The following is a 20,510-nucleotide window of genomic DNA, read 5'->3' on the forward strand; positions in this document are numbered from 1 at the left end:
GGGCACAAAGGTGTCGGAAATGCGGCAGCTGTCAATCCATGTTCCAGCCGGAACCATTTTTTCCGCCGGCGTGACCTGAACGCAACGGGTCCGACCAGAGATTCTCAATCGGGTCTGCGAGGCGCTTTACCCGCTTCATCCAGGGCATTTTGTACTGGAATGGGACGCTAAGCGGATGAACGACGTCGCGAGCACGGTTCCGACGGTCACGACAACCGCCGCGCTATCGGGCGTCGCAAGATGGCACCTCCCGCCGCGCTGCCACGATTCGAACACGGATGCTTTCGGCCGCCGCCGACTCGCTGCCACAATGTCCGGGAGCCGAGATCAACCATCAGGCCGAGCTCATTGGGTTGGCGGAAGGGGTGGGATTCGAACCCACGGTGGGCTTGCACCCACGGCGGTTTTCAAGACCGCTGCCTTAAACCACTCGGCCACCCTTCCAGCGCAATCGTCATTGCCGGGAGCGAGCCGGTTTGGCAAGCGCGAAGCGGGGCGAGCGATCATGTCCTCTGAGTCTGGGCAGACTGAACGCCTGCTCTCCGTCGCAGGGCCGGTAGCCTGCGTGACAGTGCCAGAGAAGCGCTCGATCGACCCCAGCCCAAGGCGACGTCGCGATCCCTCAGCCGGTCAATCGTCCCAGTAAGGCCCGCTCTTGCAGCGATAGCCGACGAAGCAGGACGGCGTATCGCGGCTCGGCACCCAGGCCGGCTCGATATATTCGTCGAACTGGCAGAAGCTGCGGTCGCGCACGTAGCGATCATAGGTATAGCCGCCGGTGCCGAGCACGATGGCGCCGTTCGCGACCACGCTCTGGCGGTTGGCCGTGCAAGACCTCGCCGGTGACGACGGACGGGGCTGCGCCGCCGCCAGATCGGCGGCCAATGTCAGCACCAGAGCAAGAACGATCCGCCTCATCTTTGCCTCCAATCTTCGAGATCGCGGGGGTCATGGCCACAATCTAGGGCATGCATCCCCGCTCCCTGCGTGACCTGGAGCACATTATAGCACGCCGGTAGTTCCGGACTGCCGCCGAACTTTATTCAGCGTCCGATCGCGGCGAAGTGATCGCGCTATTTCACGAGAGATCGGGCATCGATTTCCTGTCGAAAGAATTGCGGCACCGTCTTGAGAGAATTGAGGTGATCGCTTGTTTGTGAACTCACAAAGATTTGCTGAAACAGGATTGGTGATTTGTGCATTTATTTGATGGGCGACACGTATAGGAGATTGGTCATGTTGATCCACAAACTCGCGTTCTTCGCTGGCGCTCTCGTCGTGCTCGCCGCCCCGGTGGCTCAGGCCTATGACCAGACCGGGTCCGGCGCGGACAGCATCGTCAGCGACACCTACAATAATCAGCGCGCCCTCGATGAGCAGGCGCAGAATCGCGCCTATCAGGATCAGTTCCGCATGGAGCGGCGGCCAATGGTCCGCACGGTGGGAATCAGCCGGAACGACGCGGTCGATATCGCCCGCGCCCATGGCGTCAGCGATATCAGGGCAGTGCGCCTGCTCCGCGACGGAGACTGGATGGTTCGCGGCAACAATGCTCGTGGCGCCACCGTCGCCGTCCGCGTCGATCCGCGCGGCGACGTGCTCGGCATGCGCCGCGGTTGAACGACACCGAGCCTGAGGGGCCGCCTCCTCCGGGAGGCGGCCCTTTCATCTCGGCCGGGCCGTGGCAAGATCGGAGATCGGCCAGGCGGAACCGCCAGGGTTGGGGGGAGGCCATGCCGACACAACTCCGCGCTATCCGCGCCGATATCACCACGCTTTCGGTCGATGCCATCGTCAACGCCGCCAATTCCTCGCTGCTCGGCGGCGGCGGCGTCGATGGCGCGATCCATCGTTCGGCCGGGCCGGAGCTCGTGCAGGAATGCCGGCTGCTCGGCGGCTGCCGGACCGGCGACGCCAAGCTCACCAAGGGCTACAGGCTGCCGGCGCGCTTCGTCGTCCATACGGTCGGGCCGGTCTGGCGCGGCGGCGACCAGGGCGAGCCGGAGCTGCTGGCTTCCTGCTATCGGCGCTCGCTCGAGCTTGCAGGCGAACGGGCGATCCGAAGCATCGCCTTTCCCAGCATCAGCACGGGCATCTACGGCTATCCGATCGACGATGCGGCTGTGATCGCGATCGATACCGTGCGCCTTGTCATCGCGAAGCAGGAGCTGCCGACGGACGTGATCTTCTGTTGTTTCTCGGCCGATGACCTCGGCATCTACGAGCGCGTGCTCGGCGCGCGAGCGTAGAGCATTTCCGCGTTTCTTCGAACCGCGTAGATTCTCTAACTCTTTGTTTTAACGCATTTTCTTCACGCGAACCGGCGTCCACTTCGCTCGAAAATGCTCGAGCCGCCCTCGCCGCTTCACGATGCGAGCGCATCGTCCTCCATGCGGGCATTGCGCCTGATCGCCTGGGGCGGCTGGCCGAAGGCGCGCAGGAAGGCGCGGCGCATGCGCTCGCGATCGGCGAAGCCGGTCTCGCTGGCGACGACATCGATCGGATGCCGGCTCTGCTCCATCATCAGCCGGGCCGCCTCGATGCGCAGGTTCTCCACCGCCTTGGCCGGCGATTGCCCGGTCTCGGCGCGGAAGGCGCGGCTGAACTGGCGCGGGCTGAGATGGGCGGCCTCGGCCAGCTGCTCGACCGAGAGCGGCGTGCGCAGGTTGCCCCTGGCATAGGCGAGCGCGGCCTGGATACGATCCGATTTCGGCTCGAGCTCGAGCAGGGCCGAGAATTGCGACTGCCCCCCGGCGCGGCGGTGATAGACCACGAGCTTCCTGGCGACGAGCCGGGCGAGCTCGACGCCATGATCCTTTTCGATCATCGCCAACGCGAGATCGATGCCGGCGGTCATGCCGGCCGAGGTCCAGATCGGGCCGTCGATGATGAAGATGCGGTCCTCTTCGGTCTTCACCCCGGGAAAGCGCTTCTGAAAGTCGCGGGCGAAGGCCCAATGCGTGGTCGCGCGCCTGCCGTCGAGCAGGCCGGCCTCGCCGAGGACGAAGGCGGCCGTGCAGATCGAGGCGACGCGGCGGCAGGAGGTCTGCGCCTGCCGCAGGAAGGCGTGCAGAGCCGGCGTGCCCGCCTCGATGCCGGTGCCGCCTCCAACGATGACCGTGTCATAGGCGGGCTCGCCGAAGCGCGAGGTCTCGACGGTCATGCCGACGGAACTGCGCACCGGCCCGCCTTCCTCGGAAAGGAAATGCAGCTCGTAGAGCGTCTGCTCCGCCGTGATGTTGGCGAATTCGAAGGCCGAGACGGCCGAGAAGCTCATGACCTGGAAATGGGGGAAGACGATGAAGCCGATGCGCTGCATGGCTCGCTCCTGCGATGTCCTAAAACGAGGTATATATGACATTTGAGACGCGCACCAGCAGGCGTATCCCATTCCGTGGCAGCCGTCCTCACCGGCGAAACGGAGATTTGAACCATGACCATTCCATCAAAGGGCACCGCCCTCGTCACCGGCGCTTCCTCCGGCATCGGCGCGATCTATGCCGACCGCCTGGCGCGCCGGGGGTATGACCTGATCCTGGTGGCGCGCAATCGCGACCGCCTGCATGCGCTGGCGAACAAGCTCTCCGACGAGACCGGCCGCTCGGTCGAGGTCGTCGCCGCCGATCTCGGCGACAAGGCCGATCTCGCCCGCGTCGAGACCGTGCTGAAGAGCGATGCCAGCATCACGCTGCTGGTCAACAATGCCGGCTTCGGCGCGGCCGCGCCGCTGCTCCAGGCCGATATCGAGAAGATGGAGGAGATGATCACGCTGAACGTCACCGCGCTGACGCGGCTGACCTATGCGGCAGTGCCTGGCTTCGTCGCACGCGGCACCGGCACGATCATCAATATCGCCTCGATCGTCGCCGTGGCGCCCGAGTTGCTCAACGGCGTCTATGGCGGCAGCAAGGCCTTCGTGCTCGCCTTCAGCCAGTCGCTGAAGCATGAGCTCGCCGACAAGGGCGTGCGCGTGCAGGCGGTGATGCCCGGCGCGACGGCGACGGAGTTCTGGGGCGTCGCCGGCGTCCCGGTGGAACATCTGCCGCAGCAAATCGTGATGCCGGCGGAGGCGATGGTCGATGCATCGCTGGCCGGGCTCGATGCCGGCGAATTCGCCACCATTCCTGCCCTCCCCGATCTGGCCGACTGGGAGGCCTTCGAGGCGGCCCGGCAGAAGCTCGGCCCGAACCTGTCGCACTCGGCGCCGGCGGCACGCTACAAGGCGGCCTGACCCGCCACGAATATCGGCCGCGCCAGAAGGGCGCGGCCGGTCTCATGTCAGGCAGCGCGGGTCAGTCTCGTTTGCACGGCGAAGAGCACGAGCGCCAGCGTGCCGATCAGCCCGCCGAGCGTCGCCGTCGCCGGCCAGCCGCCCCAGTGATAGCTCAGCGTGCCGAGGACCGAGCCGATCGCGCCGCCCGCGAAGGTGATCGTCATATAGAGCGCGTTGACGCGGCCGCGGGTCTCGGGCGCGCCGGAGAAGATCAGGCGCTGGCTCACCACCTGATTGATCTGCACGGCCGCGTCGATGACGATTGTCAGGACGAGCAGCGCGGCGAGCGCCAGGGCAGCCGCCGCCCAGCCGGTGGCGTAGAAGCAGAGCGCCAGGGCTCCCATCGCGCCTGCGGTGAGCGCGCTGGTCAGCCCGCGATCGGCGAGACGCCCGGCGATCGGTGCCGCGAGCGCGCCGCCGGCGCCGGCCAGCGCAAACAGGCCGATACCGTGTTCCCCAAGGCCGAAATGCTCGGCGAGCATCAGCGGTGCCGCGGTCCAGAACAGGTTGAAGGCCGCGAACATCAGCGCCTGGTAGATCGCGCGCCAGCGCAGCATTGGCAGATCACGCAGGAGCCCGGCCATCGAGGCGAGGATCTGGCCATAGTGCATGCCGGCGCGTGGCTCGTGCCGCGGCATCAGCCGCACCAGCGCCGCACCGATGCCGAGCATCAGGACGGCCGAACACCAGAAGACGGCGCGCCAGCCGAAGCTTGCTGCGATGAATAGCGCGACCGGCCGCGCCAGCATGATGCCGGTCAGCACGCCGGCCATGACATTGCCGACGACGCGGCCGCGACGCCTGGCCGGCACGAGATGGGCAACGAGCGGGATCAGCACCTGCGCCCCGGTCGAGCACAGCCCGATCACGAAGGCGGACAGGAAGAAGACCGCGGCCGAGGCCGAGACCGCGGCGCCGATGAGGCCGAGCGTGGTGAAGCCGAGCAGCGTCAGCACCAGCGAGCGGTTCTCGACCAGATCGGCCAGCGAGACCAGCAGGAAGAGCCCGGCGCCATAGCCGATCTGGGTGACGCTGACGACGCTGCCGGCGAGATCGGGCGAGATGCCGATCTCGGGCGCGATCGCCGAGATCAGCGGCTGCGCGTAATAGAGATTGGCGACGAGCGCCCCGGTCGAGATCGCGACCAGGGTGATGAGCGCCGCGGACGGACCTGTTTCCAGGTCCACCGCGGCGAGAGGCGCATCAGTGACGGACATAAGCGGCTCAGCCGACTTTCGGCCGGTTCGCGCGCTGGCGCTCCAGCATCCAGCCGGGATATTCCGCCGGCAGGGCGCTGACGGCGTCGAGCTTGCGCATCTCCTCTTCGTCGAGCCGGATCTCGGTCGCCGCGAGGTTGTCGTCGAGCTGCTCGACCGTCTTGGCGCCGATGATCACCGACATGACGAATTGCTTGGCCAGGACATAGGCGAGCGCAACACGGGCGACCGACACGCCACGGGCATCGGCAATCCCGCGCATCACGTCGATGCAGTCGAAGGCGCGGTCCTTGTTGACCGGTGGGAAGTCGAAGCTGGCGCGGCGCGCGCCCTCCGGCCCGTTTCCGTCGCGGTCATATTTGCCGGAGAGCAGGCCGCCCGCGAGCGGGCTCCAGACCATCAGGCCGACCTTCTCGGCCTCGAGCAGCGGGGCGATCTCGCGCTCGAGGTCGCGGCCGGCGATGGTGTAATAGGCCTGCAAGGTGGCAAGCCGGCTGAGGCCGTGCCGATCGGCGATCCCGAGCGCCTTCATGATCCGCCAGGCCGGCCAGTTGGAGACGCCGACATAGCGGACATGGCCCTGGCGCACGAGATCGTCGAGGGCGCGCACGGTCTCCTCGACCGGCGTGATGTGATCGGTGCCGTGGATCTGATAGAGGTCGATATAGTCGGTGCCCAGCCGCTTCAGGCTGGCCTTGACGCCGTCCATGATATGGCCGCGCGAAGCGCCGCCATCATTGACGCCCTGCCCGACCTTGCCGAAGACCTTGGTGGCCAGGACGATGTCGGAGCGCTTGCGGCCCGAATTGACCATGGCGCGGCCAGTGATCTCCTCAGACAGCCCTTCCGAATAGACATCGGCCGTGTCGATGAAGTTGACGCCGGCATCGAGCGCGCGAGCGACGATTCCGTCGGCGGTCGATTGGTCGAGCGCGCCGATCGCGTTCCACATGCCCTCGCTGCCACCGAAGGTCATGGTTCCCAGGCAGATTTCGGAGACGAGAAGGCCGGTACCGCCAAGCGTGTTGTAGCGCATGATATCACCTGTTCGTGAATGCGGGCGGAGCGTGCGCGGGCTGGAAAATGCCCGCGGGACCTGCCCGAAAGAGGATGTCTCTGAATCTCGTCCCGCCGCGTGGGCGGAACAAAAGGGTCAAAAAATTGGCCGTGCGGCCTCGAAGCGCCCCCTTGGTCGCATCTGCGGCGACCTGCGTGCCGATTTAGTCCGCCATGCGGCGGGCGATAACCGCCGGGTTGCTCGATACGTTGTATAGAGGCGCTATACGATCCTCTTGAAAACGGTCTCAGCTTGGCGCGCATCGATCCATTCGACGGCCTGTCGGAATTCCTCGCCATTGCCCGCTGCGGCAGCTTCCGCGCCGCCGCGGCCGAGCTCGGCGTCACACCGGGCGCGATCAGCCAGGCGCTGCAGGTGCTGGAGCGGCGGCTCGGCCTGCCGCTCTTCCACCGCACCACCCGCCGGATCGCGCTGACCGAGGCGGGCGAGCGGCTGATCCTGCAATTGCGCCCGGCGGCCGAGGCGATCACCGGCACGCTCGACGACCTGACGCTGCTCAGGGCCAAGCCGTCGGGCCGTCTGCGCCTGCTGGTGCATCGCATGGCTATCCCGCAGGTGGTCGAGCCGATCCTGCCGAGCTTTCGCCAGGCCTATCCCGATATCAGCGTCGAGATCGTGGTCGACGACGCGCAGGTCGGGCTGGTCGAGGGTGGCTTCGATGCCGGCATCCGCATCGGCGAATATATCGATCGCGACATGGTCGCCGTCAGGGTCTCGCCGCCGTTCAGCTGGGTCGTGCTCGGCGCTCCCTCCTATTTCGCCCGACGGGGCCGGCCGGATGCGCCTGAGGATATCGCCGCGCATGATTGCATCCGCTACCGGCTGCCGGGCCGGAGCGAAGTCTATCGCTGGGAATTCGAGCGCAACGGCCAGGCGCTCACGGTCGACCCGCCCGGTGCCGTCGTGGTCAACGACGCCGGCCTGCTGCGCTCACTCGCGCTGCGGGGGATGGGGCTGATCTATACGGCCGGCCTGAAGATCGGCCCCGACATCGCCAGTGGCGAGCTCGAGCCGGTGCTTGAGGAGTTCATGCCGCCGCGCGACAGCCTGTTCATCTGCTTTCCGCGCTCCAGCCGCAACCAGCCGAAGCTGCGGGCCTTCGTCGAAGCTTGCGCCGGCTGCGCGCGCTAGATGATCGGACCGGAACCAGCCCCCTCGTCATGCTCGGCCTTGTGCCGAGCATCCACGTCTTGAACACCGCCCTCGATCAGCGAAGACGTGGATGGTCGGGACAGGCCCGACCATGACGAAAGGCCTGAACCCGTATCCGCTACGGTCATCTGGCGTCTTGTTTTCGCATCGGCTTTTCCGAAACCGCAGTCCACGTTGCGGGCCGATGCGCTGACATAGGCGTCACGGGCTCAACGCGGCTTCGACGGCTTCGTCCTTAGGCAGCAGTTCCGCCAGCAGCCACTCCCTGAGCACGGTGACCTGAGGCCAGGTCTCCGCGCCGCTGGGATAGACGAGATCATAGCGCAGCCCCTCCAGCTCCGGGCCGAAGAAGGGCTGGACGAGCGCGCCCGAGGCGAGCTCGGCCGCAACCAGGGCCGTGCTCAAAAGGGCGATGCCCTGCCCGGCAATCGCGGCCTGGATCGCGCTGCTCTCATCGTTGAAGGTGATGCCGGCTTCGGGATCGATGCCAGCGAGGCCCGCCTGCTCGATCCAGCTGCGCCAGCTCGGCACGCTGAGCTTCTTGGCCTGCGGCCCCCATTCGAAATGGATGAGCGTCGCGTCAAGGAGATCCTGAGGCTCGCGCAAACCGAGATGCGGACTGCAGACTGGAGCGAAACTGTCGGTCATCAACGGCAGCGCGGTGAGGCCGTGATAGGGGCCCATGCCGTAGCGGATCGCCGCATCGGCTTCGCCGGCCTGCAGATCGACGGGGTCGTCTGAGGCGTGCAGGCGCAGGTCCCAGCCGGGATGCCGGGCGCGGAAGCTCGCGGTGCGCGGCACCAGGAGCTTGGCCGTGAAGGCCACCGTCGCCGACAAGGTCGCCATCCGCCGCGCCGGCGGACGCTTCACCGACTCGACTGCCGTGGCCATCTGGTCGAACGCCTCGCGCAGCGCCGGGTACAGCGCCCTGCCCTCCACGGTCAGCACGACCTTGCGGGTCTGGCGGACAAAGAGCGCGACGCCGAAGCCGGCTTCGAGCTGGCGGATCTGGTGGCTGACCGCGGTCGGCGTCACCCCGAGCTCGGCCGCGGCGCGCTTGAAGCTTTCGAGACGCGCGGCCGCCTCGAAAGCACGCAGGGAACCGAGCGGCGGCAAGCGGCGCATCAGGGCCACTCCGGGGCAGGGTTGCGCATAGACGAATTCAACTCATCCATTACCTGAGAACTTCGCGTTTGTCGCCAAGGTAATCAAGCGTCTAACTCGCCTTCAGTCCGGCCCGAGAGCGCACGGATGAACTGACGTCAACCAAACGAAGGCATACGAGCATGGCCTGGGCCTATCTCGCGGCGGCGGCCGTTTTCGAGGTGATCTTCGCCTTGGGCATGAAATACGCCGAGGGCTTCACCCGGCCGCTCCCGACCCTTGTCACGGTGATCGCCACGATCGGCGGCATCGGCTTCCTGACATTGGCAATGAAGACTCTGCCGGTCAGCGTCGCCTATCCGATCTGGACGGCCGTCGGCACGCTCGGAACGGCCCTGCTCGGCTTCGTCCTGCTCAACGAACCTCTGACCCTGCCCAAGCTCGTCTCGGCTCTCGCCATCGTCGGCGGCGTCGCCGGTCTGAAGATGAGCGCGGCCTGACGAGCCTACTCCTGGAGTACCGACCATGACCACCATCCTGCATCTCGACGCCAGCGCCCGCAGCACGCGCTCGCTCAGCCGGCGCCTCTCCGCCCTCTTCGTCGACAGCTGGCTCGGGCACAGCCCCGGCGACCGCGTGATCCGGCGCGACCTCGCGGAAACCCCGCCGCCGCATGTTTCGGAAGCCTGGATCGCCGCCAGCTTCACCGCGCCGGAACAGCGTGACGCGGCCATGCGCGAGGCGCTCACCTGGTCGGATGCGGCACTGGCCGAGCTGGAGGCCGCCGACCTGATCGTGCTGGGCACGCCCATGTATAATTATGGCATGCCGAGCGCGCTCAAGGCCTGGTTCGACCAGGTGATCAGGATCGGCCGGGCCTTCTCCTTCGACCTTGCGCGTGGCGATTACCCGATCGAGCCGATGCTCGGCGGCAAGCATCTGGTCGTCCTGAGCGGGCGCGGCGAATTCGGCTTCGCACCCGGCGGCATCCGCGAGAGCCTCAATCAACTCGATCCGCATCTTGCGACCTGCGCCGGCTATATCGGCGTCGCGCCGGAGGCGATCCATACGATCGCGATCGAGTATCAGGAATTCGGCGGCGAGCGGCATGCACGCTCGATCGCAGCGGCCGAAGCGAAAGCCATCGCGCTGGCGGCCGAGCTCAATCGCGCGTGCGAGCCGGTTGGCTGAGCGTCGGCGCAGTCGCGCTAGGCGACGCGCCCGACATCCTGATCAGCCCCGATCACGGTGCTGACGACCCGATTGCGACCGGACTGCTTGGCACTGTAGAGCGCGGCATCGGCCGCGCGGAGCATCTCGTCGCGGCCGGTCCGCCCGGTATCGCAACCGGCGACGCCTGCGCTCACGGTGCAGGTCAGTGCGCCCGCTTCCGAGGTGAAGCCGTGCCTTGCAAAGCGCATGCGAATGCGCTCGGCGATCAGCAGCGCTTCGTCGAGCGAGGTCGCGGGCAGGATCAGCGCAAACTCCTCGCCCCCCAATCGCGCCGCCACGTCGCTGCGCCGCGTATTGGCGGCGAGAAGGTCGCCGAAAACGCGCAGGACCTCGTCCCCGGCCTGGTGACCGTGGACATCATTGACCCGCTTGAACTGGTCGACATCGAACACGATGGCGGCGATCGGCGCGGCAAGATCGCCTGGAACCTTGCCGAACAGGGCCCGCCGGTTGAACAGGCCGGTCAGCGCATCGGTCTCGGCGTCGAGCTTGTGGCCACGGGCGAGCCGCGACTGATTGAGCGCGAGCGAGAGCGCGCCGATGCCGGCCGTGCTCGCCAGCGAGACCGCGAGATTGAGGTTCTCGACCCAGTTCACCGGCGCCTCATGGATGATCCATTGGCGCTCGGCGATCAGGACGACGGCGCAGGCGGCGAATGAGACCCCGGTGAGCGCATAGAGCACCGCGAGCAGCAGGATCGGCGTGCGCGCCTCGGCCCGGCCGAGCCAGTAGTCCCAGGCGGTCGCGAACAGGATCGCGGTCGCGCCCAGATTGAGCGCGATGAAGGCGATGCCGATATAGCCGGTCAGCATCGGCACGGCCATCGGCGCGATCGAGAGCGCGGCGCTGACCGCCATCGCCCTCACCGGCAAGACTCCCGTGCGGAACTGCCGGCCGGCGGCCATGACCACGACCAGGCCCATCAGCAGCAGCGAGAAAGCGGTCGCGCCGAGGATCGGCACGAAATCCTGCAGGAAGGCCGCATAGATGAGCGTCGCGACCATGATGAGCATCAGTCCGACGGACCAGGTCATCAGGAAGCGCTCGGTCTTGGCGACCAGCCAGCTGGTGAAGAAGGTCAACGCCAGGCCGGCGGAGGAAAAGCCGATCGCGACGAGCAGGGAATTGTAATCGAGCGGCACGGCCATCCTTGCACGCTATGTCCGCCGTGATGATAGGTCGGCCGACCCTGCCGAAGCTTTAATGCGCCCCGGCGGACCGTGTCCATAGGCGCAGGGCGCGGCATCCGAGCCCGCAGGCGGCGCGCCGATGGGGATGGAAAGCCCGGCGCGGCAGGCCGCCGCGATGCATCCACAGGGATTGTCCTCATCATATGGTACAACTTGCGCGCGATCGCGCGTCTCGCGAGCTTGGCCGGCCACTGCCCTGCTTCGGTTCGATGATGATCTCCATGCTAGCCCGCCTCCTCCCGGCCATCCTGCTCACCTTTGCGCTGGCCGGATGCGCAACTGTCACCAACACCGTTCCGGCCGATCGGATCGCCTCGTTCAAGCTGGAGAGCGTGACGGTCGGCTTCGCCGACGGCGCGCGCATCTGGTGGGGCGACGGCGAGCGCGCCTTCGCCGCGACCAAGGGCATCGCGGCGCAGGATGCCGAGAGCGTGGCGAACACGCCGGAGGCACAGGCCTATCTGCGCAAGGCGATCTCCGACCGGCTCAGGGCGGCGCTCGAGAAGCGCCTCAAGGGCGAGCTCACCGGCTCGCATCCGGTGCGCCTCGTCGTCCGGGTCAAGGATCTGCAGATATCCTCGGCGATCCAGCGCATCATCGTGGGCGGAGCCCATCATCTGAAGGCCGATGTCGACCTCGTCGATGCCCGCACCGGCCAGCTCATCCTCGCCTTTCCCGAGCAGACCGCGATTGCGATGGCCGGACAGGGCATCGGCGGCACCATGCTCGACCAGGCCCTGCTGCCGGACCCGCTCGACCGCGTGATCAACAATTTCGCGGATGGCTACGGTAATTGGCTGCTGCAGAAGTAGAATTGCCGGCCGGAGAGGCCAGCCGGAGACCCGCCCCTTCTCCCTGTGGAGGAGGGGTATTTTTATGGTTCAGGGCCTGATCTTTACGCGGCCCTTATGCTGACCTCAGCCCTTCCCGCTCGACCTCTTACGGAGCCCGGCACCACATCTCCGGCCTAACCTGACCCGGAGATTGGCCATGGCCGACATCCTCTTTCTCGTGCTTGGCGCCGGGAGCTTCGCGCTCTTCGGCTACTACGCCACCCTGCTGCGCAAGGTCTGACGATCATGGCGCTGACATGGCTTTACGCGGCCGCCGCACTCGGGCTGGCGGTCTACATGGTCGCCGCGCTGCTGCGCCCCGACCGTTTCTGAAACGAACCATAAAGGAGACCTCGCATGGACTGGCGGGGCTGGGCCGAGATCGTTTTCACGATCGCGTTGACGGTGGCTGTCGGCTGGCCACTCGGTATCTTCGTGGCGCGCGTCTGGGCGGGCGAGCGCACCTGGCTCGACCCGGTGCTGAAGCCGGTCGAGGCGCTCGCCTATGCCGGTTTCGGCGTCGACCGCAACAAGGGCCAGAATTGGCTGAGCTATGCCGCCGCGGCGCTGATCTTCAGTGCGGTCGGCTTCGTGCTGCTCTACCTGCAGCTGCGCTTCCAGAACCTGCTGCCGCTGAACCCGCAGGGGTTCGACGGACTCTCGCCGCATCTCGCCTTCAACACGGCGGTCAGCTTCGTCTCCAACACGAACTGGCAGTCCTATGCCGGCGAGGCGACGATGAGCAATCTCAGCCAGATGGCGGGGCTTGCGGTGCATAATTTCGTCTCGGCCGGCACCGGCCTTGCCGTCGCGGCCGCCGTGGCGCGCGCCTTCGCGGCCGATCGCGGCGAGAATCTCGGCAATTTCTGGGTCGATCTCACCCGGGTCACGCTTTACGTGCTGCTGCCGGTCTCCTTCGTCACGGCCCTTGCGCTCGTCGCGGCCGGCGTGCCGCAGACCCTGCTCGCCAATGTCGAGGCGACCACGGTCGAGGGCACCAAGCAGGTCATCTCGCTCTTCCCGGTCGCCTCGCAGGAGGCGATCAAGCAATGGGGCACCAATGGCGGCGGCCTGTTCAACGTCAATTCGGCCCATCCGTTCGAGAATCCGACGCCGCTGACCAACCTGATCGAGGTCGTCTCGCTGAACGCGCTCGCCTTCGGCACGGTCGTCGCCTTCGGCCGTGTCGCGATGGCGCGCAGGGAGGCCCGCGCCCTGCTCGCAGTCATGGTCATCCTGGTCGGCGCGGCCGCGGCGGTGATCTATTCCGCGGAGACGCTGACGCCGCAGCCCGCGATGATCTCGGCCGGCATCACCGATGCGTCGTCCAACATGGAGGGCAAGGAGGTCCGCTTCGGCCCCGCCGCCTCCTCGATCTGGGCGGCGCAGACGACGGGCGCCTCGAACGGCTCGGTCAACGCCATGCATGGCAGCTTCATGCCGCTCGGCGGCGGCACCGCGATGTTCCTGATGCAACTCGGCGAGATCATTCCCGGCGGCGTCGGCTCCGGCCTCTACGGCATGGTGGTGATGGCGCTGCTCGCGGTCTTCGTCGCCGGCCTCATGGTCGGGCGCACGCCGGAATATCTCGGCAAGAAGGTCGAGGCCCGCGAGATCAAGTTCGCCATGCTGGCGGTACTGATCCTGCCGCTCGCGATCCTCGGCTTCTCGGCCATCGCCGCGGTACTGCCGGTCGCGCTCGAGGGCCTGCTCAACAAGGGCCCGCACGGCCTGTCCGAGATCCTCTACGCCTATACCTCGGCGGCGGCGAATAACGGCTCGGCCTTCGCGGGGCTCACCGCCAACGCGCCCTGGTGGAACACCACGCTCGGCATCGCGATGCTGCTCGGCCGCTTCGCCTATCTCGTGCCGGTCATGGCCATTGCCGGCTCGATCGCGGCCAAGCCGAAGCTCGCGCCGACCGCAGGCACGCTGCCGAGCGACAATGGCCTCTTCGTCGGCCTGCTCATCGGCATCGTCCTGATCCTGGGCGGTCTGCAATTCTTCCCCGCGCTCGCTCTGGGCCCGATCGTCGAGCACTTCCAGGTGCTTGCGGCCTCTCGCTGAGCATGTTCCGCAAAAGTGGGAACCACTTTTGCGATGAGAACATGCTCAACTGATTGATTTAGCGCGAATTCTTTTCGTTCGGCCGGAGTCGGCCGAACGGAATGCGCGCCCGCCGACAAAGGAACTCGTTTCATGAGCCTATCATTCGCCAAATCGGGCGCCATTGACCAGGGCGTGGTGCTCACGGCGCTGAAAAGCGCCGTCACCAAGCTCGACCCGCGCGAGCTCACCGGCAACCCGGTCATCCTCGCGACCGAGGTGGTCGCGGCCCTCGCCACGGTCTCCGCCGTGGTCGCCATCGCCAGCGGCACCGCTGCGGGCTTCCCCGTCCAGATCGCGATCTGGCTCTGGCTGACCGTGCTCTTCGCCAATTTCGCCGAAGCCATCGCCGAAGGCAGGGGCAAGGCGGCAGCGGATTCGCTGCGCGCCACCCGCGTCACCACCAAGGCCAAGCTGATCATCGATGCCTCGCGCAATGCGATCATTCCGACGCCGGCCCATGAACTCGCGCTCGGCGACATCGTCCTGGTCGAGGCCGGCGACGTCATCCCCGCCGATGGCGAGATCATCGAAGGCGTCGCCTCGGTCAACGAGGCCGCCATCACCGGCGAATCCGCCCCGGTGATCCGCGAGAGCGGCGGTGACCGCTCGGCCGTCACCGGCGGCACCACGGTCGTCTCCGACTGGATCAAGGTGAAGGTCACCTCGCAGCCGGGCTCGTCCTTTCTCGACCGCATGATCGCGATGGTGGAAGGCGCCGACCGGCGCAAGACCCCGAACGAGCTGGCGCTTGCGGTGCTGCTCGCCGGGCTGACGCTGGTCTTCCTGATCGCCGTGGTCACGCTGACCGGGCTCGGCGCCTTCTCCGGCATCACGCTCGACCCGATGGTGCTCGGCGCCCTCTTCGTGACGCTGATCCCGACCACGATCGGCGGCCTGCTCAGCGCGGTCGGCATCGCCGGCATGGACAGGCTGCTCAAGGTCAACGTCCTCGCCACTTCGGGCCGCGCGGTCGAGGCCGCGGGCGATGTCGACACGCTGCTGCTCGACAAGACCGGCACGATCACCTTCGGCAACCGCATGGCGGTCGAGGTCGTGCCGGCGCCGGGCGTGCGCCCCGATGCCGCCATGCGCGCGGCGCTTATCGCCTCGCTGGCGGACGAGACGCCGGAAGGCCGCTCTATCGTGGAGCTGGCGCGCAACCAGGGCGTCACCGCCGAGATCCCGGCCGGGGCGACCTCGATCCCGTTCAGCGCCACCACACGCCAGTCCGGCCTCGATGCCGACGGCAAATCCTGGCGCAAGGGCGCGGTCGATGCGGTGCTGCGCTCGCTCGACCTCGCCGACAGCCAGGTCCCGGCCGAGATGCGCCAGGCCGTCGACCGCGTCGCCCGCTCGGGCGGCACGCCGCTCGCCGTCAGCGAGAACGGCGCGCTCGTCGGAATCATCCATCTCAAGGACGTGGTGAAGCCGGGCGTGAAGGAGCGCTTCGCCGATCTGCGCCGGATGGGCGTGCGCACGGTGATGATCACCGGCGACAACCCGGTCACCGCGGCGGCGATCGCGTCGGAAGCGGGCGTCGATGATTTCCTCGCCGAGGCTACTCCCGAGGACAAGCTTCGGATCATCCGCACCGAGCAGGCCAAGGGCCGTCTCGTCGCGATGTGCGGCGACGGCGCCAACGATGCCCCTGCCCTGGCGCAGGCCGATGTCGGCGTTGCCATGCAGACCGGCGCCCAGGCCGCCCGCGAAGCCGGCAACATGGTCGATCTCGACTCGGACCCGACCAAGGTCCTCGAGATCGTCGAGGTCGGCAAGCAGCTATTGATCACCCGCGGCGCGCTGACGACCTTCTCGATCGCCAATGACGTGGCGAAGTATTTCGCCATCATCCCGGCGCTCTTCGTCGGCTCGCTGCCGGCGCTCGGCGCGCTCAACATCATGGGCTTGTCGAGCCCGGAGAGCGCCATCCTCTCGGCGGTGATCTTCAACGCGCTCGTCATCGTCGCGCTGATCCCGCTGGCGCTGCGCGGCGTGCGCTACCGTGCCATCGGCGCGGCCAAGCTGCTCTCGCGCAACCTCACCCTCTACGGCATCGGCGGGCTGATCGCGCCTTTCATCGGCATCAAGCTGATCGACATCATCGTCGCAGCGCTGAAGCTCGCCTGAGTTAAGAAGGACCACGACCATGTTGTCCCAGCTTCGCCCCGCCATCGTCTCGATGGTTTTCTTCACCGCCGTGCTCGGGCTCGGCTATCCGCTCGCCGTGACCGGGATCGCCGGCGCTCTCTTCCCCGCCCAGGCCGGCGGCTCGCTGATCCGCAATGCGCAAGGCGAGATCGTCGGATCGGAATGGATCGGCCAGAACTTCAAGGATCCGGCCTATCTGCATCCGCGCCCCTCGGCCGCGGGCAAGGATGGCTATGACGCCTCCTCCTCGTCAGGCTCCAATCTCGGGCCACTGAACGAGGATCTCGCCGCCCGCATCAAGGGCGATGCCGACGCGCTGCGCGAGAGCGACGGCCAGGGCCCGATCCCGGCCGATGCGGTGACGGCTTCCGGTTCGGGGCTGGATCCCCATATCTCGCCGGAGAATGCCACGCGTCAGATCATTCGCATCGCCAGTGCCCGCAATACGGCTCCGGCAGAGGTCGCGGCGATCATCGCGGAGAACACCCAAGGTCCCACCTTCGGCTTCCTCGGCCGGCCGCGCGTCAATGTCCTGACCGCGAACCTTGCCCTCGACGCCCGCTATCCTAAGGCTAAAGCTAAAGGCGCCGTGAGCCAGATTCAGTGACAAGTCACGCTCGATGACAGCAGACGAGACGCGATATCGGGAAGAGGGTCGCCCCGACCCCGATGCCCTGCTCGCCCAGGCCGGCCGCAAGCGCGGCCGGCTCAAGATTTTTCTGGGCATGGCGCCAGGCGTCGGCAAGACCTTCGAGATGCTGACGCAAGGCCGCCGCGCCGCGCAGGAGCATGGCGAGGTCCTGGTCGGCGTGGTCGAGACCCATGGCAGGCGCGAGACCGAAGCCCTGCTCGACGGGCTCGAGGTGATGGCGCGCCGGCCGATCGAGCACCGCGGCCGCATCCTGCTGGAATTCGATATCGACACGGCGCTGGCGCTGAAGCCGCGCCTGCTGCTCGTCGACGAATACGCCCATTCCAACGCGGCGGGCAGCCGCCACCCGAAGCGCTGGCAGGATGTCGAGGAACTGCTCACGGCCGGCATCGATGTCTGGACCACGCTGAACGTCCAGCATCTTGAAAGCCTGGTCGACGTGATCTGGAAGATCACCGGCGTGCGCCAGCGCGAGACAGTGCCGGACAGCGTGCTCAGCAAGGCCGACGAGATCGAGCTGATCGACATCACGCCGACGGAACTGCGCCAGCGCATGGCCGAGGGCAAGGTCTACCTGCCGGACACCGCGCGGCTCGCCGCCGACAATTTCTTCAAGCCGGAGAACCTGACGGCGCTGCGTGAGCTCGCGTTGCGCCGCGCCGCGCAGACGGTCGACGACCATCTCAGCCAGGCGATGAAGCGCGCCGGGGTCGAGGGGCCCTGGGCGGCGGGCGAGCGCATCCTCGTGCTGATCGGCCCCGACGCCATGGCGAACTCGCTGGTCCGTGCCGGCCGGCGCCTCTCCGACATGATGATGGATGCGCCCTGGACCGTCGCCTATGTCGAGCGGCCCAATGCGGCAGAGACCGATACTGCGCGGGGGCGCAGCCTGTCGGAGGCGCTCAAGCTCGCCGAACAGCTCGGCGGCGCCAATGTGGTGCTGACCGGTGACGACCTCGTCGCGACGGTGCTGGAATATGCGCGGCGCAACAACGTCACCCAGATCGTCGTCGGCAAGTCGAATCGCCGCGGCTGGCGGGCCTGGTTCCATAAATCGCTCGCCCCCGCGCTGTTGAAGGAGCAGAGCGGCGCGGCGTTGCACATCATCACCGAGGTCGCGACCGGACCGGCGGCTCCGGCCGCGGCGCGCCAATCCCGCCATGCCATCGCCATCGCCTGGGGTGGGCATCTCGCGTCGGTCGCCCTGGTCGGCGGCGCCATCATCCTGGGTCGGATGGTCGAGAACCGGGTCGAGAACGCCAATCTCGCCATGCTGTTCATGGTGAGCGTGCTGATCTCAGGCCTCGCCTTCGGCCTGTGGCCCGCGATCACCGCGGCCGCGCTGGCGGCCGTCGCCTATAATTTCTTCTTTCTCGAACCGCTTCTGACCTTCTGGATCGGTCATCCCGCCGATGTCCTGACCTTCCTGGTTTTCTTCGCCGTGGCGATGACGACCGGCGGCTTGACCGGGCGCATCCGCGACCAGGCCAAGGCGACGGCGCGGCGGGCTTCGGCCATCGCAGCGCTGCTGGCAGCAGGCCGGCGCCTCTCCGGTGCGGCACGCAAGGAGGATGCGGCGGCCATCCTGGCCGAGCAGCTATCGGCAGCGACAGCGGGCAAGGTCGTGGTCTTCCTGCCCCAGGGCGAGGAGATCGTGGCGGCGGCCGGCGCGCCCGAGCTCGAAGCGCTCACCACAGCCGACATGACGGCTGCGCGCTGGGCCTGGACCCGTGGCGAGCCCGCCGGTGCAGGGACCGGCACCTTGCCGAACGTCGCCTGGAGTTTCCGGCCGCTACAGGGCGTGCGCTCACGCTCCGGCGTCGTCGGCTTCGAGCCCAAGGCGCTCTCCGGCGCCGAGAACGAGCGTTTCGCGCTCGCTCTCCTCGACCAGGGCGCGATCGCGCTGGAGCGGGCCGAGCTCGCCGCCGCCGCGGTCGATGCCGAGGCGCTCAGGCGCTCGGACCGGTTGCGCTCGGCCCTGCTCAACTCGGTCAGCCACGATCTGCGCACGCCGCTCGCGACCGTGCTCGGCTCGGTGACGACGCTGATCGATTTCGGCAAGAGCGTCGACCCGTCCGTCCGCGACGACCTCCTGCTCTCGATCCGCGAGGAGGCCGAGCGCCTCAACCGCTATGTCGGCGACCTGCTCGACATGACGCGGCTCGAAGGCGGTGCGCTGGTGACGCGGCGCGACTGGACCGATGTGCGCGATGTCATCGCCGCCGCCGCCGCACGCGTCTCGCGCCGGCTGAGCAAGCGCCGGATCCTGCGCGATTTTCCGGCCGAGCTCTCGATGGTCAGGGCCGATCCTGGCCTGCTCGAACAGGTGCTGGTCAATATCCTGGAGAACGCCATCGCCTATAGCGAGGACGGCGCGCTGATCGAGACGGCGGCCTATGAGGACCGCGGCAATGTCGTGATCTCGATCGAGGACGAGGGCCGTGGCATCCCGACCGAGGAACTGGAGCGCGTCTTCGAGAAATTCCGCCGCCTGGAGGAATCGACCGATCGTGGCGGCGAGCGCGGCAAGGGCGCGGGCCTTGGGCTCGCCATTGCCAAGGGCTTCGTCGAGGCGATGGGCGGGCGCATCGCGGCCGCCAGCCCGATCCATGACCGCCCTGATGGCAGCAAGGGCGGCACCCGCATCCTGATCAGCCTGCGCAAGGACACAACGGAAACCGGAACGTCTGCATGACAGCCTTTCGCCCCCGCATTCTCGTCATCGACGACGAGCCACAGATCCACCGCTTCCTCGGCCCGGCTCTCGACGCCGCCGGCTACGAGCCGATCCGCGCCGACGATGCCGCCGCCGGCCTGCGCGAGCTCGCCCGCAAGCCGCCGGACGCGGTGGTGCTCGATCTCGGCCTGCCCGACATGGACGGCAAGGAGGCGCTGGCCAAGGCGCGCGCCTTTTATGACGGGCCGGTCATCATCCTCTCGGCCCGCGATCGCGAGACCGAGAAGATCGACGCGCTCGATTCCGGCGCGGACGACTATGTCGAAAAGCCCTTCGGCGTCGGCGAGCTGCTCGCCCGCCTGCGCGTCGCGCTGCGCCATCGCCTCGAGCGCCAGGGCGCCGAGGCGACGATCGTCTCAGGCAATGTCGAGATCGACCTCGTCAACCGCCGCGTCAGCCGTGACGGCGCGCATGTGAAGCTCTCGCCCAAGGAATATGACCTGCTCGCCTGTCTCGCCGGCGGCAATGGCCGCGTGCTGACGCATCGCCAGATCCTGACCGCGGTCTGGGGCCCGGCCCATGAGCACGACGTGCAGTATCTGCGCGTCTTCGTCGGGCAATTGCGCCAGAAGCTGGAAGATGACCCGGCCACGCCGAAGCTGATCGAGACCGAGCCGGGGGTGGGTTACCGACTGGGTGGCCTCGTATAGCCGGTCCTTAGAGGATTTTTCCGACCTCCCCGGCTCGCCCAGCCGGGGCGAAGATAATTATCCTCTTTCTGAATGGGAATAAGGAAAAACACGCTACCTGACGTGAATTGAACCGATCGCCGCCCGGGTTTATT

19 protein-coding genes and 1 tRNA gene are annotated in these 20,510 nt (G+C 67.2%); 13 read left to right on the forward strand and 7 right to left on the reverse strand.

Going from position 1 to position 20,510, the window contains the following annotated elements:
* Window positions 1-354 precede the first annotated feature (354 nt).
* Window positions 355-444 (reverse strand) — tRNA-Ser (locus tag EV560_RS15750).
* Window positions 445-630: 186 nt separating this feature from the next.
* Window positions 631-918, reverse strand: a complete 288-nt coding sequence (locus EV560_RS15755; protein WP_131856708.1) for a hypothetical protein — start codon at window positions 916-918, stop codon at window positions 631-633.
* A 318-nt stretch (window positions 919-1,236) separates the two neighbouring features.
* Between EV560_RS15755 and EV560_RS15760 the strand changes: the two genes are divergently transcribed.
* Both EV560_RS15760 and EV560_RS15765 read left to right on the forward strand, forming a co-directional pair.
* On the forward strand, window positions 1,237-1,620 hold the full coding sequence (locus tag EV560_RS15760; protein ID WP_131856709.1) for a PepSY domain-containing protein: 384 nt from the start codon (window positions 1,237-1,239) through the stop codon (window positions 1,618-1,620).
* Window positions 1,621-1,733: 113 nt separating this feature from the next.
* A complete protein-coding gene (locus EV560_RS15765) occupies window positions 1,734-2,249 on the forward strand; it encodes an O-acetyl-ADP-ribose deacetylase (protein WP_131856710.1) in 516 nt (171 codons plus the stop codon).
* Between the two features lie 116 nt (window positions 2,250-2,365).
* Here EV560_RS15765 and EV560_RS15770 read toward each other — a convergent pair whose 3' ends face one another.
* Entirely contained in the window at window positions 2,366-3,319 is a 954-nt protein-coding gene (locus tag EV560_RS15770) for a GlxA family transcriptional regulator (protein ID WP_131856711.1), read from the reverse strand.
* 114 nt (window positions 3,320-3,433) lie between these two features.
* Here EV560_RS15770 and EV560_RS15775 point away from each other — a divergent pair, with 114 nt between their 5' ends.
* On the forward strand, window positions 3,434-4,231 hold the full coding sequence (locus tag EV560_RS15775) for an SDR family NAD(P)-dependent oxidoreductase (RefSeq protein WP_131856712.1): 798 nt from the start codon (window positions 3,434-3,436) through the stop codon (window positions 4,229-4,231).
* A gap of 47 nt (window positions 4,232-4,278) precedes the next feature.
* On the opposite strand, the gene EV560_RS15780 is transcribed toward EV560_RS15775, so the two are convergent.
* Together EV560_RS15780 and EV560_RS15785 are read right to left on the reverse strand one after the other, a co-directional pair.
* Window positions 4,279-5,490 (reverse strand): MFS transporter, encoded by a 1,212-nt coding sequence (locus EV560_RS15780; RefSeq protein WP_131856713.1) that lies wholly within the window; start codon window positions 5,488-5,490, stop codon window positions 4,279-4,281.
* 7 nt (window positions 5,491-5,497) lie between these two features.
* Window positions 5,498-6,526, reverse strand: coding sequence for an aldo/keto reductase (locus EV560_RS15785; protein ID WP_131856714.1), 1,029 nt, complete (start codon window positions 6,524-6,526; stop codon window positions 5,498-5,500).
* 273 nt (window positions 6,527-6,799) lie between these two features.
* On the opposite strand from EV560_RS15785, the gene EV560_RS15790 reads away from it, so the two are divergent.
* Window positions 6,800-7,699, forward strand: a complete 900-nt coding sequence (locus EV560_RS15790; RefSeq protein WP_131856715.1) for a LysR family transcriptional regulator — start codon at window positions 6,800-6,802, stop codon at window positions 7,697-7,699.
* A gap of 222 nt (window positions 7,700-7,921) precedes the next feature.
* Here the strand turns inward: EV560_RS15790 and gcvA are convergent, their stop codons facing one another.
* A complete protein-coding gene (gene gcvA / locus EV560_RS15795) occupies window positions 7,922-8,845 on the reverse strand; it encodes a transcriptional regulator GcvA (RefSeq protein ID WP_131856716.1) in 924 nt (307 codons plus the stop codon).
* Between the two features lie 161 nt (window positions 8,846-9,006).
* Here gcvA and EV560_RS15800 point away from each other — a divergent pair, with 161 nt between their 5' ends.
* Both EV560_RS15800 and EV560_RS15805 read left to right on the forward strand, forming a co-directional pair.
* Window positions 9,007-9,324 (forward strand): DMT family transporter, encoded by a 318-nt coding sequence (locus EV560_RS15800; RefSeq protein WP_131856717.1) that lies wholly within the window; start codon window positions 9,007-9,009, stop codon window positions 9,322-9,324.
* A gap of 25 nt (window positions 9,325-9,349) precedes the next feature.
* Window positions 9,350-10,015: an FMN-dependent NADH-azoreductase gene (locus EV560_RS15805; protein WP_131856718.1), complete on the forward strand. Its 666-nt coding sequence runs from the start codon at window positions 9,350-9,352 to the stop codon at window positions 10,013-10,015.
* Window positions 10,016-10,032: 17 nt separating this feature from the next.
* Here EV560_RS15805 and EV560_RS15810 read toward each other — a convergent pair whose 3' ends face one another.
* Entirely contained in the window at window positions 10,033-11,205 is a 1,173-nt protein-coding gene (locus EV560_RS15810; RefSeq protein WP_248312061.1) for a GGDEF domain-containing protein, read from the reverse strand.
* 263 nt (window positions 11,206-11,468) lie between these two features.
* Between EV560_RS15810 and EV560_RS15815 the strand changes: the two genes are divergently transcribed.
* The 7 genes from EV560_RS15815 to EV560_RS15845 all read left to right on the forward strand — a co-directional run bounded on the left by EV560_RS15815 (window position 11,469) and on the right by EV560_RS15845 (window position 20,376).
* Window positions 11,469-12,059, forward strand: a complete 591-nt coding sequence (locus tag EV560_RS15815; RefSeq protein ID WP_131856719.1) for a hypothetical protein — start codon at window positions 11,469-11,471, stop codon at window positions 12,057-12,059.
* A gap of 267 nt (window positions 12,060-12,326) precedes the next feature.
* Window positions 12,327-12,413 carry a K(+)-transporting ATPase subunit F gene (kdpF, locus tag EV560_RS36870; RefSeq protein ID WP_131856792.1) on the forward strand — a complete coding sequence of 29 codons (87 nt, stop codon included), beginning with the start codon at window positions 12,327-12,329 and terminating at the stop codon, window positions 12,411-12,413.
* A 24-nt stretch (window positions 12,414-12,437) separates the two neighbouring features.
* The gene (kdpA, locus tag EV560_RS15825) at window positions 12,438-14,147 is read left to right on the forward strand and encodes a potassium-transporting ATPase subunit KdpA (RefSeq protein WP_131856720.1); all 1,710 of its coding nucleotides are present in this window, start codon (window positions 12,438-12,440) and stop codon (window positions 14,145-14,147) included.
* Between the two features lie 132 nt (window positions 14,148-14,279).
* Window positions 14,280-16,316 (forward strand): potassium-transporting ATPase subunit KdpB, encoded by a 2,037-nt coding sequence (kdpB, locus tag EV560_RS15830; protein WP_131856721.1) that lies wholly within the window; start codon window positions 14,280-14,282, stop codon window positions 16,314-16,316.
* A 19-nt stretch (window positions 16,317-16,335) separates the two neighbouring features.
* Window positions 16,336-16,944, forward strand: coding sequence for a potassium-transporting ATPase subunit KdpC (kdpC, locus tag EV560_RS15835; RefSeq protein ID WP_131856722.1), 609 nt, complete (start codon window positions 16,336-16,338; stop codon window positions 16,942-16,944).
* Between the two features lie 13 nt (window positions 16,945-16,957).
* Window positions 16,958-19,684 carry a sensor histidine kinase gene (locus EV560_RS15840; protein ID WP_131856723.1) on the forward strand — a complete coding sequence of 909 codons (2,727 nt, stop codon included), beginning with the start codon at window positions 16,958-16,960 and terminating at the stop codon, window positions 19,682-19,684.
* A complete protein-coding gene (locus tag EV560_RS15845; protein ID WP_131856724.1) occupies window positions 19,681-20,376 on the forward strand; it encodes a response regulator in 696 nt (231 codons plus the stop codon). The genes EV560_RS15840 and EV560_RS15845 overlap by 4 nt, the downstream gene beginning before the upstream one ends.
* Window positions 20,377-20,510: the final 134 nt, after the last annotated feature.

Source organism: Allobosea sp. BK604 (assembly GCF_004341515.1).
GTDB lineage: Bacteria > Pseudomonadota > Alphaproteobacteria > Rhizobiales > Beijerinckiaceae > Allobosea.